Origin of the sequence: Actinomadura opuntiae, from assembly GCF_030283205.1 — a bacterium.
Classification (GTDB): domain Bacteria; phylum Actinomycetota; class Actinomycetes; order Streptosporangiales; family Streptosporangiaceae; genus Spirillospora.
In genome coordinates, this window is the sequence record NZ_JASNWF010000010.1 from 178,487 (window position 1) to 194,018 (window position 15,532).

Genomic DNA, 15,532 nt, shown 5'->3' on the forward strand with positions numbered 1-15,532 from the left:
TCAGCTCCCCGTCGATCGGTAGTGCCGGATCCCCGCCCGCCAGGCCAGCGCCGCCGCGGCGCACAGCGCGGCGCCGACGGCGGGCGAGGCGAAGCGGGCCGCCGCCGGGAGGCCCAGCGGGTCCGGCCGGTCCAGGACGTACAGCGCCGGCTGCCAGTTGACGAACGCCAGCGGCACGACGAAGGTCACCCCGCGCACGAAGTCGCGGGCGAACATTGTCATCGGGTACTGCGTGAGGTACGCGCCGCCGTAGGTGAGCGCCTTGGAGGCGCCGTGGCTGTCGACGACCGCGAACTGCACGGCCGCCGTCAGCACCCACAGCCCCGCGAAGATCGCCGTCCCGGACGCCACCATCAGCGGGACCATCGCGGCCCGGCCCGGCGTCCACGGCGCGTCCAGCCGGGGCAGAGCGAGCGCCAGGACCGTCACCGCCGGCAGGAGCTTGCCGAGCCGGCGGGGCGAGAACTGCTCGGTCGCGATCTGGATCAGCGGGCTGACCGGGCGGACCAGCACCGCGTCCAGGGTGCCGAGCCGCACCCGCTCGCCGAGCTGCTCGGTCGTGCCGAGGACGATGTCGCTGATCGCGAACGACAGCGCGCTGGTGCCGTACAGGAACAGCACCTCGGGCGCGGTGAAGCCGGCAATGCGCGGGGCGCGGGAGAACAGCACCAGGATCGCCACCGCGTCCAGGCCGCTGACGATCGCGGTCGCCAGCGCCAGCAGCGCCATCGACACCGGGAACTGTGCCGCCGCCCGCAGCCATGTCCACGCCAGCAGCGCGTACGTCCGTACCGGACGGGCCCGAAGCTCAGCCACCGTGCACCACCAGCTTCCGCCGCGCCGCGCGGGTCAGCAGCCACCCGGCGGCGAGCAGGACGGCGGCCCACCCGGCCTGGAACGCCAGCGCGCCGAGCAGCCCCGCACCGGTGCGGCGGCCGAGGAACACGTCGGCGGGCACCTGGATCTGCGCCGACCAGGGCAGCGCGAGCGCGATGTCGCCGAGCCGTCCCGGGAAGACCACCAGCGGAAGGATCATCCCGGAGAAGAACAGTGACATCACCAGCGTGATCGCGTTCAGGCCCCGGTCGTCGTGCAGCCAGAACATGCCGAGCGCCACCAGGTAGCGGATCGCGAAGCTCACCAGGGCGCCCAGCGCGACCGCCGCCGCGAACGCGGCGAACCCGACCGGGCCGGGCCAGTGGAACGGGAACAGCAGCGCGCCCGCGAGCAGCGGCGGCCCGGCGCGCAGCAGCAGCGACCCGGTGGCGCGGCCGAGGTCCTCGGCGAGCCACCAGCCCTGGAGCCCGACCGGACGGTGCAGGTCGATCGCGACGTCGCCGTTGCGGATCCGCTCGGTGAGTTCCATCCCGCCGAAGATCTGCACCGGGCCGATCAGCGCCTGGGTGATGAAGCAGAACGTGACGGCGTCGGCCGCGTCGTAGCCGCCGAGCGCGGGGCGGGCCTCCCAGAGCGCCAGCAGGACATAGGCGCGGACGAAGCCGAACGCGGTGTTGGTCAGCGACTCGGCCAGGGATCCGAGCGGGTAGGCGGCGTGGCGGCGCAGGCCGTACCACCACACCCACGGAAGGACGCCCACTTGCCGGAAGCCTAGACAAGGACCGGCCCGGCGACCACGTACTTTCGCACAGTGCGGGCCGCCGGGCCGTCCACCCGAACCACGTTCAATTGCGGCGAGTCGTCGTTATGAGCGCCGCCATAACGACGACTCGCCGCAAGTCGACGATGTCGTGCCGGTCAGCCCTGGGGGAGGTCCGGCTTGATCGGGGAGTACAGCCAGTCCTTGAAGAACTGCGTCAGGTCCTGGCCGGAGACCTTCTGGGCCAGCGCGGTGAACTGCTCGGTGGTGGCGTTCCCGTACTTGTGCTGCGCGTACCAGGTGCGCAGCAGCGTGAAGAACTTGTCGTCACCGATCTTCTCGCGCAGGAACTCCAGCGCCATCCCGCCGCCGCTGTAGACCCGCTGGTTGAACATCGTGTCGCGCTGCGGGTCGGCGGTCACGACCGACCAGAACGGGCGGCCGGCCGGGTCCGGGAACGGCCGCGAGTTGTAGGTGGTGCGGGCCTGGTCGTGGACGGTGGCGCCGCCGTGCTTCTCGTTCCAGTACCACTGCGCGAAGGTCGCGAAGCTCTCGTTCAGCCAGACGTCCTTCCAGCGCTGCGGTGAGACCGCGTCGCCGAACCACTGGTGCGCCAGCTCGTGCGCGATGGTGGAGGTGTTGCGGACGGCGGAGTACACCGGCTTGCTCTGCGTCTCCAGGGAGAAGCCGAGCGGCTCGCCGTTGTAGCGGGCGTCGTCGCCGATCGCGCCGGTGGTCTCGAACGCGTACTTGCCGAACAGCTTCGACCACAGGTCGGTGGCCTCGCTGGTGGTGTCGAAGAAGAAGTTCACCGCGTCCGGCTGGTCGGCCAGCAGCACCGGGTCGACGGCGGTGTAGTTGTTGATCCCGCCGGGCGACTTGCCCTGCTTGACGTCCCACTTGCCGATGTCGATGGTGGCGAGGTAGCTCGCCATCGGGTAGCGCTCGCGCCACTTGAAGGTGCTGGCGGCCGTGGCGGCGGCGCGGCGGCTGAACGTCGCGGTCTCGTTGCGCTGCCCGTCGGGCAGGCCGTTGGCGACCACGCTCAGGCCCTTCGGCACCGTGATCTTGAAGTCGTAGGTGGCCTTGTCGCTCGGGTGGTCGTTCACCGGGTACCAGGTGGACGCGCCGTTGGGCTCGTCGCCGACGAATGCGCCGTCCGGGGTGTGCAGGAAGCCGTAGGGGGAGCCGAAGACGATCGGGGAGCCGACGATCGTCTGGGGGACGCCGCCGTAGGTGATGACGGTGGTGAACGTCGCGCCCTTGCGCAGGCCCTTGCGCGGCGTGATGACGAGTTCCTGGCCGCGCCGCTTGTAGTCGGCCTTGTGCCGGTCGACCTTGACGCGCTGGACGTCCATGCCGGACAGGTCCAGGTCGAAGCTCGACAGGTCCTGCGTGGCCCGCGCCGTCATGGTGACCACGCCGTCGAGCTGGTCGTAGTCGGGGTCGTAGGTCAGGTCGAGCGCGTAGTTCTGCGCGTCGTAGCCGCCGTTGCCCTCGAGCGGGAAGTAGGCGTCGCCGACGCCCTGGGAGCCGGGGGTGTAGCGGTGCTGGCGCGCGGCGGCGGACGCCGCGGGGGCGAGCGCGACGACGCAGAGGGCGGCGACGGCGATCGGGAGCGTGCGTCCGGGGGTCGCCCGGAACCGGGGTGGGCGGGGGTGGCGCTGCGCCATCGGAAGGATCCTCTCCCTTGAGCGATCACAGGCGTGCTTACGATGCCCCCAATAGCGGTAGATGTCGAGACTTGTCGCTCGATTGACCGATCTTGGTCCGGGCATCAGAAGGCCCCCGCGGGTGTAGGGACGCGGGGGCCTTCTGCCTGGATCAGGCCTGGGGCGACAGGCCTGGATCAGCTCAGTGGAACTGGCCCTCCTCGGTGGAGCCCTTGAGCGCCGTGGTGGAGGAGTCCGGGTTGATCGCGGTGCTCACCAGGTCGAAGTAGCCGGTGCCGGCCTCGCGCTGGTGCTTGACCGCGGTGAAGCCCTTCTCGGCCGCCGCGAACTCGCGCTCCTGCAGGTCGACGTAGGCGGTCATGCCCTCGCGGGCGTAGCCGTGCGCCAGGTCGAACATGCCGTAGTTGAGCGCGTGGAAGCCGGCCAGCGTGATGAACTGGAACTTGAAGCCCATGTGGCCGAGCTCGCGCTGGAACTTGGCGATGGTCGCGTCGTCCAGGTGCGCCTTCCAGTTGAAGGACGGCGAGCAGTTGTAGGCCAGCATCTGGTCGGGGTGCTCGGCCTTGACCGCCTCGGCGAACTTGCGGGCCTGCTCCAGGTCCGGGGTGCCGGTCTCCATCCAGATGAGGTCGGAGTAGGGCGCGTAGGCCTTGGCGCGGGCGATGCAGGGCTCGATGCCGTTGCGGACCCGGTAGAAGCCCTCGGCGGTGCGCTCGCCGGTGATGAACTCGCGGTCGCGCTCGTCCACGTCCGTCGTGATCAGGGTCGCGGCCTCGGCGTCGGTCCGCGCGATGATCAGGGACGGCACGCCCGAGATGTCCGCGGCGAGGCGCGCGGTGTTGAGGGTCTTGATGTGCTGCGAGGTCGGGATGAGGACCTTGCCGCCGAGGTGGCCGCACTTCTTCTCGGAGGCCAGCTGGTCCTCCCAGTGCACGCCCGCGGCGCCCGCGGCGATCATGCCCTTCATCAGCTCGAAGGCGTTCAGCACGCCGCCGAAGCCGGCCTCGGCGTCGGCCACGATCGGGGCGAGGAAGTGCGTGTCGCCCTCACCCTCGGCCCACTGGACCTGGTCGGCGCGCAGCAGCGCGTTGTTGATGCGGCGCACGACGGCCGGGACCGAGTTCGCCGGGTAGATGCTCTGGTCCGGGTAGGTCTGGCCCGCCAGGTTGGCGTCGGCCGCGACCTGCCAGCCGGACAGGTAGATGGCCTTGAGACCGGCCTTCACCTGCTGGACGGCCTGGAGCCCGGTGAGCGCGCCGAGGGAGTGGACGTAGTCCTCCTCCTGCAGCAGGGTCCAGAGCCGCTCGGCGCCGAGGCGCGCGAGGGTGTGCTCCTCCTGGACCGAGCCGCGGATCCGCACGACGTCCTCGGCGGAGTAGGTCCGCTCGATGCCCTTCCAGCGCGGGTCGGTCTCCCACTGCCGCTGCAGCTCCTCGGCCGCGCCCTTGAGGCGACTGTCGCTCATCGTGTTGCCCTTCCGTGTCGTCCCCTGGGTGCTTGGTCACGACTATGCCCGGACTTCAACCCCTTAATGAACTCGTGAGTAACAGAAGAATCGCGAAATTTCCGCTATCATGAAGCCGTGACGACCTTGCGGCCAGAAGAACCCCTCAACTTGACGAGTGACGTCGACCTCGTCACCTTCGGCCAGCGGCTCCGCCACCTCCGGCGCGGCCGCGGCATGACGCTGTCGGACCTCGGCGAGCGCGTCGGCCGCGCCCCGTCCCAGCTGTCGCTGCTGGAGAACGGCCGGCGCGAGCCCAAGCTGTCGCTGCTGCAGTCCCTCGCCGCCGCGCTGGAGTGCCCGGTGGAGGAGCTGCTGCGCCGCCAGCCGCCGAGCCGCCGCGCGCAGCTGGAGATCCAGCTCGAGGAGGCGCAGCGCGACCCGCTGTACCGCACGCTCGGCCTGTCGCACCTCAAGGTCGGCAAGCGGATGCCGAACGAGGTGATCGAGCACATCCTCGCGCTGTACGGGGAGCTGAAGCGCAGCCGGACCAAGCCCACCGCCAGCCCGGAGGAGGCGCGCAAGGCCAACGCCGAGCTGCGCCGCCAGATGCACGAGCGCGGCAACTACTTCGGCGAGATCGAGAAGGTCGCCGCGCAGACCCTCGACGCGGTCGGCTACCGGGGCGGCGCGGTCTCCCAGGGCATGCTGATGACCCTGGTCGGGCACTTCGGCTTCAGCCTGCAGTACGTCCAGGACCTGCCGCGCTCGGTCCGGTCCGTCACCGACCTGCGCAACCGGCGGATCTACCTGGAGCGCGAGCAGCTCGGCATGCACACGCCCCGGACGATCCTGCTGCAGACCCTCGGGCACATCGCGCTCGACCACGACCAGCCCCGCGACTTCGCCGACTTCCTGCGCCAGCGCGTCGAGGCGAACTACTTCGGCGCCGCGATCCTGATGCCCGAGCGCAGCGTCGTGCCGTTCCTTCAGGAGGCCAAGGCCGCGCGCGAGCTGTCGGTCGAGGACCTTGCCGACGTGTTCTCGGTGTCCTACGAGATGGCCGCGCACCGCTTCACCAACGTCGCGACCCACCACCTCGGGCTGCAGCTGCACTTCACCAAGAACGACGAGAACGGCACGATCTACAAGGCGTACGCCAACGACGGCCTGGCGTTCCCGCAGGACGAGGACGGCGCGATCGAGGGCCAGCGGATGTGCCGCGAGTGGGCCGGCCGGCACGTGTTCGGCGCCGCCGACCGCTTCTCGGTCTACTACCAGTACACCGACACCCCGAACGGCACCTACTGGTGCCTGTCGCACATCGACCCCAGCCACGAGCGCGACTTCGCCATCACGCTCGGCGTCCGGTTCGAGGACTCGCGCTGGTTCCGCGGCCGGGAGACCACCCGCCGGGTCAAGTCGGCCTGCCCGGACGGCGACTGCTGCCAGCGCCCGCCCAAGGAGCTGGCCGAGCGGTGGGAGGGCATGGCCTGGCCGTCGGCCCGCGCGCACTCCCACGTGCTGTCGGTGCTGCCGCCCGGGGCCTTCCCCGGGGTGGACGACGCCGACGTCTACGAGTTCCTCGACAAGCACGCCGCCGAATGACGGGTGTGTTGCGCCCGTGTCAACTCTTCGGGTCGGTCGCCCGCTCGCCGCGCGGACGGTGAATGATCTGGACGTGTCCGGTGTTTCCTCATGGTGAGGGCCGGTCGCGGGACCGTCCGCACGGGAGGGAGAGCGCGTGCTGCCAGAGGTCGCGTCGTGGTTGCGGCGCCGCACGAGCGCGGCCGGGGACTGGCCGGCGCACGTCCTGCTGGACGCCAAGGGGGCGGCCAGGATCAGCGTCGTGCTGCCCGCGCGCGACGAGGAGGCGACCGTCGGCGCGATCGTCGCCGCCGTCCGCACCGACCTGATGGAGCGGATCCCGCTGGTCGACGAGATCGTCGTGGTGGACTCCCGCTCCAGTGACCGGACCGCCGCCGTGGCCGCCGCCGCCGGCGCCGAGGTCGTCGCGCAGGACGACGTGCTGCCCGGGCACGGCCGCATGTCCGGAAAGGGCGAGGCGCTGTGGAAGTCGCTCGCCGCCACCTCCGGCGACCTGATCGTGTTCGTGGACGCCGACCTGCGCGGCTTCACCTCCTCCTACGTGACCGGGCTGCTCGGGCCGCTGCTGACCGACCCGTCCGTCGGCTACGTCAAGGGCTGCTACGACCGCCCGCTGATCGAGGGGGAGCGGCGGGTCGAGGGCGGCGGCGGCCGGGTCACCGAGCTGGTCGCCCGGCCGCTGATCAACCTGCACTGGCCGCTGCTCGCCGGCGTCATGCAGCCGCTCGGCGGCGAGTACGCGGGCCGCCGCGCGCTGCTGGAGCGGCTGCCGTTCGTCACCGGCTACGGCGTGGAGCTCGGCCTGCTCCTGGACGTCTACCAGGACGCCGGGCTCGACGCGATCGCCCAGGTCGACCTCGGCCGCCGGGTGCACGCGCACCAGTCGACCGAGGCGCTCGGCGCCATGTCCGGCCAGATCATGCTGACCGCCTGGTCGCGGCTGGAGCGGCACGGCCGGATGATCCCGCTCGGCGCGCCCGCCACGGCGCTCACCCAGTTCCGCCGCTCCGCCGCCGGGCACGACGCGCGGACCAGCGACGTCGCGGTGGGCGAGCGGCCGCCGATGATCGAGGTGCCCGGCTACGCCGCGGCGCGCTCGTTCTCCTCCGGCCGCGGCTGACCCGTTCCCGCGCACCCGTTCCCGCTGTGACTCCGGCCACGGTGTTACCCGTGGTAGCACGCGATCCTGCTACCGTTGGTAACACGCGGATATTGGAGAAAGGGTCAATTACATGACGAGCGCGGAGTCCACGCCGTTCTCGCTGGAGCTCAGCGAGGACGTGCGCGAGGTCAGGGACTGGGTGCACGAGTTCGCCAAGGACGTCATCCGCCCCGCCGCCGAGGAGTGGGACGAGCGGGAGGAGACGCCCTGGCCGCTGATCCAGGAGGCGTCCAAGGTCGGGATCTACTCGCTGGACTTCTTCGCCACCCAGTGGCTGGAGCCGACCGGCCTCGGCATCCCGGTGGCGTTCGAGGAGCTGTTCTGGGGCGACGCGGGCATCGCGCTGTCCATCGTCGGCACCGGGCTGGCCGCCGCCTCCGTGGCCGCCGTCGGCACCCCCGACCAGGTCAGCGAGTGGGTGCCGCAGATGTTCGGCACCACCGACGAGGTCAAGCTCGGCGCGTTCTGCGCCTCCGAGCCCGACGCCGGCAGCGACGTCGGCTCCATCCGCACCCGCGCGACCTTCGACGAGGCGAAGGACGAGTGGGTGATCAACGGCACCAAGACCTGGGCGACCAACGGCGGCATCGCCGACGTGCACGTCGTCGTCGCCTCGGTCCACCCCGACCTCGGCACCCGCGGGCAGGCCAGCTTCATCGTCCCGCCGAACACCCCCGGGCTGAAGCAGGGCCAGAAGTTCAAGAAGCACGGCATCCGCGCCTCGCACACCGCCGAGGTCATCCTGGACGACGTGCGCATCCCGAGCCACCTGATCGTCGGCGGCAAGGAGAAGTTCGACGAGCGCATCGCGCGCGCCCGCGAGGGCAAGAGCAGCAAGGGCCAGGCGGCGCTGAAGACGTTCGAGACCACCCGCCCGTCCGTCGGCGCGATGGCCATCGGCGTCGGCCGCGCCGCCTACGACTACGCGCTGCAGTACGCGCAGGAGCGCGAGCAGTTCGGCAAGAAGATCGGCGACTTCCAGGCCGTCGCCTTCAAGCTGGCCGACATGAAGACCCGCCTGGACGCCGCCCGCCTGATGGTGTGGCGCGCCGCCTGGATGGCCCGCAACGGCAAGGACTTCGAGAACGCCGAGGGCTCGATGGCCAAGCTCATGGCCAGCGAGATGGCGGTGTACGTCACCGAGGAGGCGATCCAGATCCTCGGCGGCAACGGCTACACCCGCGAGTACCCGGTCGAGCGGATGCACCGCGACTCCAAGATCTTCACGATCTTCGAGGGCACCAGCGAGATCCAGCGCCTGGTCATCGGCCGCACCGTCACCGGCCTGCCGGTCCGCTGACGGGCCGGCGAGCCGATGGGGCCGCCACGGGACGGCCGGGACCGCGCGCCGCGCGCCCGGCCGTCCCGCTCCACGTGGACACCGCGCAGGCCGGCGGTGTTGTCACCGGGTAACACCCGCGGATACCGTTCGGTCCATGCCCGCACGCCCGCCCTTCACCGGGACCCCCGCGCGTCCCGCCCGCACCGCCCGGCTACGGTGATCGCACCATGACGGGCGAGGCGGGCGGACGGGCACCGGGATCCAGGCGCGATCCCGGCCGCCGGCGCGCCCTGCTGGAGGCGGCCGACCGGGTCATCCAGCGCGAGGGGCCGGAGGCCTCGATGGCCGCGATCGCCGCCGAGGCGGGCATCAGCAAGCCGATCCTGTACCGCCACTTCGGCGACAAGAGCGGGCTGTACCAGGCGCTCGCCGAGCGGCACACGCGCAAGCTGATCGAGGGCATCCGGGAGGAGTTCTCCCGCGACGACACGATCCGCGCGCGCACCCGGTCCACCATCGACACCTACCTGGCGACGATCTCCAAGAACCTCAACCTCTACCGCTTCCTGATGCACCGGGCGAGCGCGGAGGACACCGCCACGCACAGCGCGATGAGCACCATGATCCGCGACGTGAGCCGGGAGCTGGCCGAGGTGATGGTCGCCGAGGGGGAGATGGCGGACCGCACCCGCGCCTACGTGTGGGGCCACGCGATCGTCGGCATGGTGCAGACGGCCGGCGACTGGTGGCTCGACCAGGCCGACGAGGTGCCCCGGGAGGCCGTCGTCGACGGCCTCGCCGACCTCGTCCTCGGCGGGCTGCCGGCGGCCGCGTCCGGCGCCCGCGTCCCGCAGTTGTCCCCCGACCCGCGATCCCCGAGGTGACCGTGCAGACCGACGTGCCCGTGCAGACCGACGCCCGCGCGCAGGACGACGCGCCCGCGCAGCCCGCCGCCCCCGCGCCGCAGGGCGGGCGGCCGGAGCCGGACGTGCTGACCGAGCGGCGGCCCTGGGGCGCCTTCGAGCAGTTCACGCTGAACGAGCCGTCCACCGTGAAGATCATCCACGTGGAGCCGGGGCAGCGGCTGAGCCTGCAGCGGCACCGGGACCGCGACGAGCTGTGGGTGGCCCTCGACCCCGGCGCGGTGTTCGAGGTGGCCGGCCGCCGGACGCTGCCCGAGGTGGGCGAGCGGGTGCTGATCCGCGCCGGGCAGACCCACCGGCTGGGCTCCGACGGTCCCGCGGTGCGCGTCATGGAGATCGCGTTCGGGCACTTCGACGAGGACGACATCGAGCGGCTCGAGGACGCCTACGGCCGCGCCTGACCGGGCCGCGTTCCGACGGGGCCGGGGCCGCGTTCCGACGGGGCGGGCGGGTCAGCCGCGCGTCCGGCGGAGGCGGGACCGCAGCAGCGCCGCCCCGCCGGTGCCCGCCGCGCCCGCCGCCAGCACCAGCGCCACCGACGTCCACGGCACGTCGAGCTCGTCGCCGCCGCCCATGGCCCAGCCGTGGGGGCGGGGGCGGTGCGGCCGCCGCACGTCCAGCGGCGCCCGCCCGGCCTTCCCGGACGGCGCGCAGCCGACCGTCACGGGCCGGCGGCCGGTCTCGCCGGTCACCCGCGCCTCGACGCGGAACCGGCCGCCCCGCACCGCGCCCTCGCCGGTCGCGGCGCCCGTCACGCGCACGCCCCGGTCGCCGGCCGGGCACGTGCCGGACACCGCCACGGTCTCCCCGGGCCGGGCGCGGGACGGCGTGACGACCGGCCCGGCCGCGAGGGCCGCGGGCCCGGCGCCGCAGGCGATCGCGCCGCACACGACGGCGCCGGGCAGCAGCCCGGCGCGCACGATGGCTCTCACAACGCGGATGATGCCCGGCGGGCCGCCCGGCCAAGGCGAGCACCCGCCGTCTTTGCCGACTCTTGGCGTCGACAGGGCCGGGTGCCCGGCCGCCTCCTGCGAGGGACGGCCGGACACCCGGTGCGGTGCGGCTACTGGAGGAGCGTCCAGTGGCCGGGGGAGCGGTCGGGCTCCGCGCCGCTCCCGGGACGGACCGCCCGGTAGATCTCACCCTGGTAGTTGACCAGGGCGCCGGGACGGTAGGACGTGCCGGCCTGCCAGTGGGGAAGGCCGACGGGTGACAGGCGGCTGGTGCGGCCGTCCGCGCTGCGGGTGCGGGTCAGCGCGGTCGCGCCCACCTTCACGGGGCCCCGGTTGGGCAGCCAGTGCGCGCCGTCCGTGGAGTACTCGACGGCCAGGCCCGGGTCGCGGACGTTCGCCGTGAGCGTGCCCCCGGAGATCTGCGCGCCCGGCAGCGGGACGCGGTAGTCCACGCCGGTGCCGCGCAGCCCGACCGGCTTGTAGAACGACAACAGCGGGAACGTCTTCTGGCCCAGCGTGTTGGTGAACACGTTCCACGCGGCGCCCATCTGGTCCGGGGCCGGGGTGTCGCGGTTCCAGGCGCGCTCGGCCACGCCGAGCAGCTTGGGGAATGCCTGGTACTCGCGGATCTGCGGCGTCATGCCGTTCTCGCCCCACAGCTGGGCCTCGATCCCGAGAATGTTCTTCCTGCCCTCGGGCGTGAGCCTCGTCCAGGACGGGCTGGGCTGGATGGGGTTGCCCCAGCGGTCCTGCGTCGCGTTCGCGTACACGTCGAACGGCTGGTAGGTGAACGTGCTCTTCTCGTCGACGTAGTTCGCCCAGTAGTAGCCGGGCTCGTCGGGGTCCTTGTTGTAGGCGAGGTCCATGTAGAGGTTGGTGGCGTGCGCCAGGACGACGGGGGTGCCCTCGTTGGCGAACCGGTACGCCCAGTCCTCGCGCCCCCAGCCCCAGACGTTCTGCCAGGGCAGCGGCGTGAACCCCTTGAGGCGGAACGAGGTGGTCGGGTCGGTGACGTCCTCCCATCCGGCGGTGCGGGGCGCGAACCGGTGCGCGATGTCGTTCCACCGGGTGAAGAACAGCTCCTTCAACTGCTCGCCGGACTTGCCGGCGGTGTCCGCGCCGTTCTTGCAGGCGGGCGACCCCGACCACCAGCCGTCCGGCGGGCCCGGCGGCTCGTCGCCGCCGAGGTTGATCTCGCCGAGCGGGACGTGCGCGCCCGTGTACATCTTCGCGACCTCGCCCGCGACCTTCTCCAGGAACGCGTAGGTGCTGGTCAGGCACGGGTTCGCGAGGTTGTCGGTGTAGTACTGGGTGCTGACGTGGCGGCTGGTGTCGGCGGGGTCGAGCAGCCGGTACGTCGCGTCGTGGGTGGTCTGGTAGCGGCGTTCCATCGACTGGACGGCGGCGCGCGCGTGCGCCGGGAAGTTCAGTTCGGGGATCACCTCGATGTGCCGGGTGTCGGCGTACCGGAGGATCTCCTGGAAGTCGCGGACGGTGTAGTAGCCGGTGCCGTCGCCGACGAAGTTCTGGACGTCCTGCTCGAAGCCCTGGTAGGCGGGCCTGCGGCCGAGGTTCGCCTCGGTCTGGCTTCGCGCCTTGCCGCTGATGCCGTCGCCGCCGCCGAGGTCGTTCGTCGACCCCATGCCCTGGTGGAGCGCGCCCGTCTCCTTCAGGTCGAACGCGCGCCTGGAGCCGAAGCCCGTCAGCTCGGGCAGCCCGGGGATCTGCAGCCGCCAGCCCTCGTCGTTGGTCAGGCTGAAGTGCAGCTTGTCGAGCTTGAGGAAGCTCATCAGGTCGAGGAACTTCTCGACCGTCTCCTTGCTCGCGAAGTGCCGGGAGACGTCGATCTCCATGCCGCGGTAGCCGAACAGCGGGGCGTCGGCGATCGCGGCGCGCGGCACCTCGGCGGTGCGCGGGCGGTGGCCCGCCGCGGCGGCCTTGTAGGCGTCCGCGGGGATCATCTGCCGCAGCGTCTGGACGCCGTGCAGCACGCCCGCCGCGTCGGCGCCGGTGATCCGCACGCCTGCCGCCGTCGCGTCCAGCGTGTAGCCCTCGGCATCGGGCTTGCCGTCATGGTCGACGTCGAGTTTCGGATCCACGCCCAGCGTGATCGGCGCGCCCTGCCCGCCCGTGACGTCACGCAGCGCGGACCGCAGATAACCCGCCTCGCGGCCCAGCGTGCGCGGGGCCGAGATCCGGGATCCGCCGCCGACCGCGACCGTCCCGCCGGACGCCGTCGCCGACAGCGGCTGCGGCACGATGCTCTGCCGCAGGGTGAGGTCCTGTTTCGGCGAGGTGTTCTCGGCGTACCGCGTCGCCGCCGTCTGCACCGGACGCTTGTCGCCGGAGAACGCGGTGGTCTGCTTGGGGTCGGTCGGGTCCAGCAGCGTCTTCGCCGGCATCCACGCGGGCCTGCCGCCGTCGTAGGCGAGCGTCCAGCCGGCCGGGCCGTCGGTCTTCTGCACGGCCCACAGCTCGAAGGCGATGTCGATGACGCGGCGCTCGCCGGGCTCGACGGGCTTGAACCCGGCCGCCGGCTTCAGCGTGTAGAAGTCGCCGCTCTGCGCCGCGTCCGCCCGGGCCACGGCCAGCCCCTGATCGGCGAGCTGCCTGCGGGCGGTCTCGCCCGTCGCGCCCGCGAGGACGGCCGCGGGCTGCCGGACCGCGTTGAAGTACATCGCCCACCCGGCGGCGGGCAGCGCGCACCGGCGGTCGTCGTTGCCGAGGGTCAGCCGGGCGCGGTAGTAGACCGCGTCGGCGACGGTGTGGTCGACCGGCTGGTAGGTCATCAGCAGGTCGCGGGCATCGGGACGGCAGGCCGCCGACGCCGTGCCGGACGCGAGCGCCGCGGCCGGCGCGGCGGCGAGCGCGGCGGCCGCCAGCAGGGCCGCATGCCTGGTTCTGGTCTTCATGCTGCGAGTACCGCTCTCCTGGTTTCGGGGGGAGGAGCAGGAGGGACCGGCGCGGGCCGGTGGACGGGCGCACGCGGGCGGGGCGGGCGCGCTGGACGCGGCGGTGCGGCGGGGGCGGTGGCGGCCGGGCCGTCCCGGGGCCGGACCGGCGTTGATCGCGGCAGCATGGACAGGAAAGTAACCTGTTTGATTCGCCGGGTCCCGGCGCCTGATCCGGCCATCGGCGAACGCCCAGGCAGCGTCCGCCGACCGGACCCGGACGCCGCCCCGCCTTGACGCGGGCGCCCCGGGCCGGGCGCGCACACGGAACCGGCCCGCGGCGCGCACGACGCGCCGCGGGCCGGGAGGGATCCGGAACGGGCCGGGATCAGGTGCTGCTGGACAGCTCCAGGTCCTTGACCTTCGGGTCGCCCTCGTCGGCCAGGTAGTCGGCCGTGCGGGTGGCGTCCTCGCCGTCCTTGAGCCTGGCCGCGCGGCAGACCAGGGTCCCGACCACCGCGACGACCACGTTGACGGCCAGCGCGAGCATGCCGACGTAGACGGTCTTGTCGGTGTCCAGGCCGAGGTCGCTCAGCTGGAACGCCGAGCCGCCGAAGTGCGCCTTGTGCTTGGCCGGGTTCGGGATGTCGTACAGCATCCACAGCCCGGTGACCAGCCCGGCCGCCCAGCCGGCGATGAGCGCGCCGCGGTGGAACCAGCGGGTGATCAGGCCGAGCCCGACCGACGGCAGCGTCTGCAGGATGATGACGCCGCCGATCAGCTGCAGGTCGATGGAGAACTGCGGGTCCAGCGCCAGGATGCACAGCACCGCGCCGACCTTGACCACCAGCGACACCAGCTTGCTGACCAGCGCCTCCTGCTTCTCGGTCGCGTCCTTCTTCAGGTACTCCTTGTAGATGTTGCGGGTGAACAGGTTCGCCGCCGCGATCGACATGATCGCCGCCGGGACGAGCGCGCCGATGCCGACGGCGGCGTAGGCGACGCCCGCGAACCAGTCGGGGAACATGTGGTCGAACAGCAGCGGCACCACGGTGTTGGTGTCGGGGCTGCCGTCGGTGACGACCGGCTTGACGCCCGCGGCGATCGCCATGAAGCCGAGCAGCGCGATCAGGCCGAGCACGAAGCTGTAGGCCGGCAGCGCCGCCATGTTCCGCTTGATCACGTTGCGGTTCTTGCCGGCCAGCACGCCGGTGACGCTGTGCGGGTAGAGGAACAGCGCCAGCGCCGAGCCGAGCGCGAGCATCGCGTAGTTCAGCTGGTTGGTGCCGTTCAGCAGGACGCCGTCGGTCGGCGCGGGGCTCTTGGCGAACTTCGCCTGCGCCGCGTCGAAGACGTCCCCCCAGCCGCCGAGCTTGGACGGGATGTACAGCACCGCCACGATGATCACCAGGTAGATCAGCACGTCCTTGACGAAGGCGATCAGCGCCGGCGCGCGCAGTCCGGACTGGTAGGTGTAGGCCGCCAGCACGATGAACGCGATGATCAGCGGCCAGTGCCCGTTCACGCCCATCGTCTTCAGCACGGCCTGGATGCCGACCAGCTGCAGCGCGATGTAGGGCATCGTGGCGACGATGCCGGTGATCGCGATGGCGAGCGCCAGCGTCGGCGAGCCGAACCGGGCCCGGACGAAGTCCGCCGGGGTGACGAAGCCGTGCACGTGCGACACCGACCAGAGCCGGATCAGCACGAGGAACACCAGCGGGTAGACGACGATCGTGTAGGGGACGGCGTAGAACCCGGCCGCGCCCGCGCCGAACACCAGCGCGGGGACGGCGACGAAGGTGTAGGCGGTGTAGAGGTCGCCGCCGATCAGGAACCAGGTGATCCAGCTGCCGAAGCTGCGGCCGCCGAGGCCCCACTCGTCCAGCGAGTGCATGCTGTCGGGCCGCCGCCACCGGGCGGCGACGAACCCGAGCCCGCTGACCAGCAGGAACAGCGCCACGAAGACGACCAGTTCGGTCCTGTGCCCGTCTGTCAT

At 72.0% G+C, this 15,532-nt stretch carries 12 protein-coding genes; 5 read left to right on the forward strand and 7 right to left on the reverse strand.

What is annotated here, in order from left to right; all coding sequences use genetic code 11:
• The 4 genes from QP089_RS22960 to aceA all read right to left on the reverse strand — a co-directional run bounded on the left by QP089_RS22960 (window position 1) and on the right by aceA (window position 4,735).
• The gene (locus QP089_RS22960) at window positions 1-816 is read right to left on the reverse strand and encodes an ABC transporter permease (RefSeq protein ID WP_285913814.1); all 816 of its coding nucleotides are present in this window, start codon (window positions 814-816) and stop codon (window positions 1-3) included.
• Window positions 809-1,597 carry an ABC transporter permease gene (locus QP089_RS22965; RefSeq protein ID WP_285913815.1) on the reverse strand — a complete coding sequence of 263 codons (789 nt, stop codon included), beginning with the start codon at window positions 1,595-1,597 and terminating at the stop codon, window positions 809-811. Before QP089_RS22965 ends, QP089_RS22960 begins: the two co-directional genes overlap by 8 nt.
• A gap of 158 nt (window positions 1,598-1,755) precedes the next feature.
• Window positions 1,756-3,270 (reverse strand): M1 family metallopeptidase, encoded by a 1,515-nt coding sequence (locus tag QP089_RS22970; protein WP_285913816.1) that lies wholly within the window; start codon window positions 3,268-3,270, stop codon window positions 1,756-1,758.
• A 181-nt stretch (window positions 3,271-3,451) separates the two neighbouring features.
• A complete protein-coding gene (aceA, locus tag QP089_RS22975; RefSeq protein ID WP_285913817.1) occupies window positions 3,452-4,735 on the reverse strand; it encodes an isocitrate lyase in 1,284 nt (427 codons plus the stop codon).
• Window positions 4,736-4,885: 150 nt separating this feature from the next.
• Between aceA and QP089_RS22980 the strand changes: the two genes are divergently transcribed.
• The 5 genes from QP089_RS22980 to QP089_RS23000 all read left to right on the forward strand — a co-directional run bounded on the left by QP089_RS22980 (window position 4,886) and on the right by QP089_RS23000 (window position 10,090).
• Complete coding sequence (locus QP089_RS22980; protein ID WP_285913818.1) at window positions 4,886-6,322, forward strand: XRE family transcriptional regulator; 1,437 nt, start codon at window positions 4,886-4,888, stop codon at window positions 6,320-6,322.
• A 136-nt stretch (window positions 6,323-6,458) separates the two neighbouring features.
• The gene (locus tag QP089_RS22985) at window positions 6,459-7,442 is read left to right on the forward strand and encodes a glucosyl-3-phosphoglycerate synthase (protein ID WP_285913819.1); all 984 of its coding nucleotides are present in this window, start codon (window positions 6,459-6,461) and stop codon (window positions 7,440-7,442) included.
• Between the two features lie 112 nt (window positions 7,443-7,554).
• Window positions 7,555-8,784: an acyl-CoA dehydrogenase family protein gene (locus QP089_RS22990; RefSeq protein WP_285913820.1), complete on the forward strand. Its 1,230-nt coding sequence runs from the start codon at window positions 7,555-7,557 to the stop codon at window positions 8,782-8,784.
• 209 nt (window positions 8,785-8,993) lie between these two features.
• The gene (locus tag QP089_RS22995; protein ID WP_285913821.1) at window positions 8,994-9,650 is read left to right on the forward strand and encodes a TetR family transcriptional regulator; all 657 of its coding nucleotides are present in this window, start codon (window positions 8,994-8,996) and stop codon (window positions 9,648-9,650) included.
• Entirely contained in the window at window positions 9,647-10,090 is a 444-nt protein-coding gene (locus QP089_RS23000) for a phosphomannose isomerase type II C-terminal cupin domain (protein WP_285913822.1), read from the forward strand. Before QP089_RS22995 ends, QP089_RS23000 begins: the two co-directional genes overlap by 4 nt.
• Before the next feature lie 51 nt (window positions 10,091-10,141).
• On the opposite strand, the gene QP089_RS23005 is transcribed toward QP089_RS23000, so the two are convergent.
• From QP089_RS23005 to mctP, 3 genes are all read right to left on the reverse strand, one after another.
• A complete protein-coding gene (locus tag QP089_RS23005) occupies window positions 10,142-10,621 on the reverse strand; it encodes a hypothetical protein (protein WP_285913823.1) in 480 nt (159 codons plus the stop codon).
• Between the two features lie 131 nt (window positions 10,622-10,752).
• On the reverse strand, window positions 10,753-13,554 hold the full coding sequence (locus QP089_RS23010; RefSeq protein WP_285913824.1) for a family 20 glycosylhydrolase: 2,802 nt from the start codon (window positions 13,552-13,554) through the stop codon (window positions 10,753-10,755).
• 367 nt (window positions 13,555-13,921) lie between these two features.
• Window positions 13,922-15,532, reverse strand: a complete 1,611-nt coding sequence (gene mctP, locus QP089_RS23015; RefSeq protein ID WP_285913825.1) for a monocarboxylate uptake permease MctP — start codon at window positions 15,530-15,532, stop codon at window positions 13,922-13,924.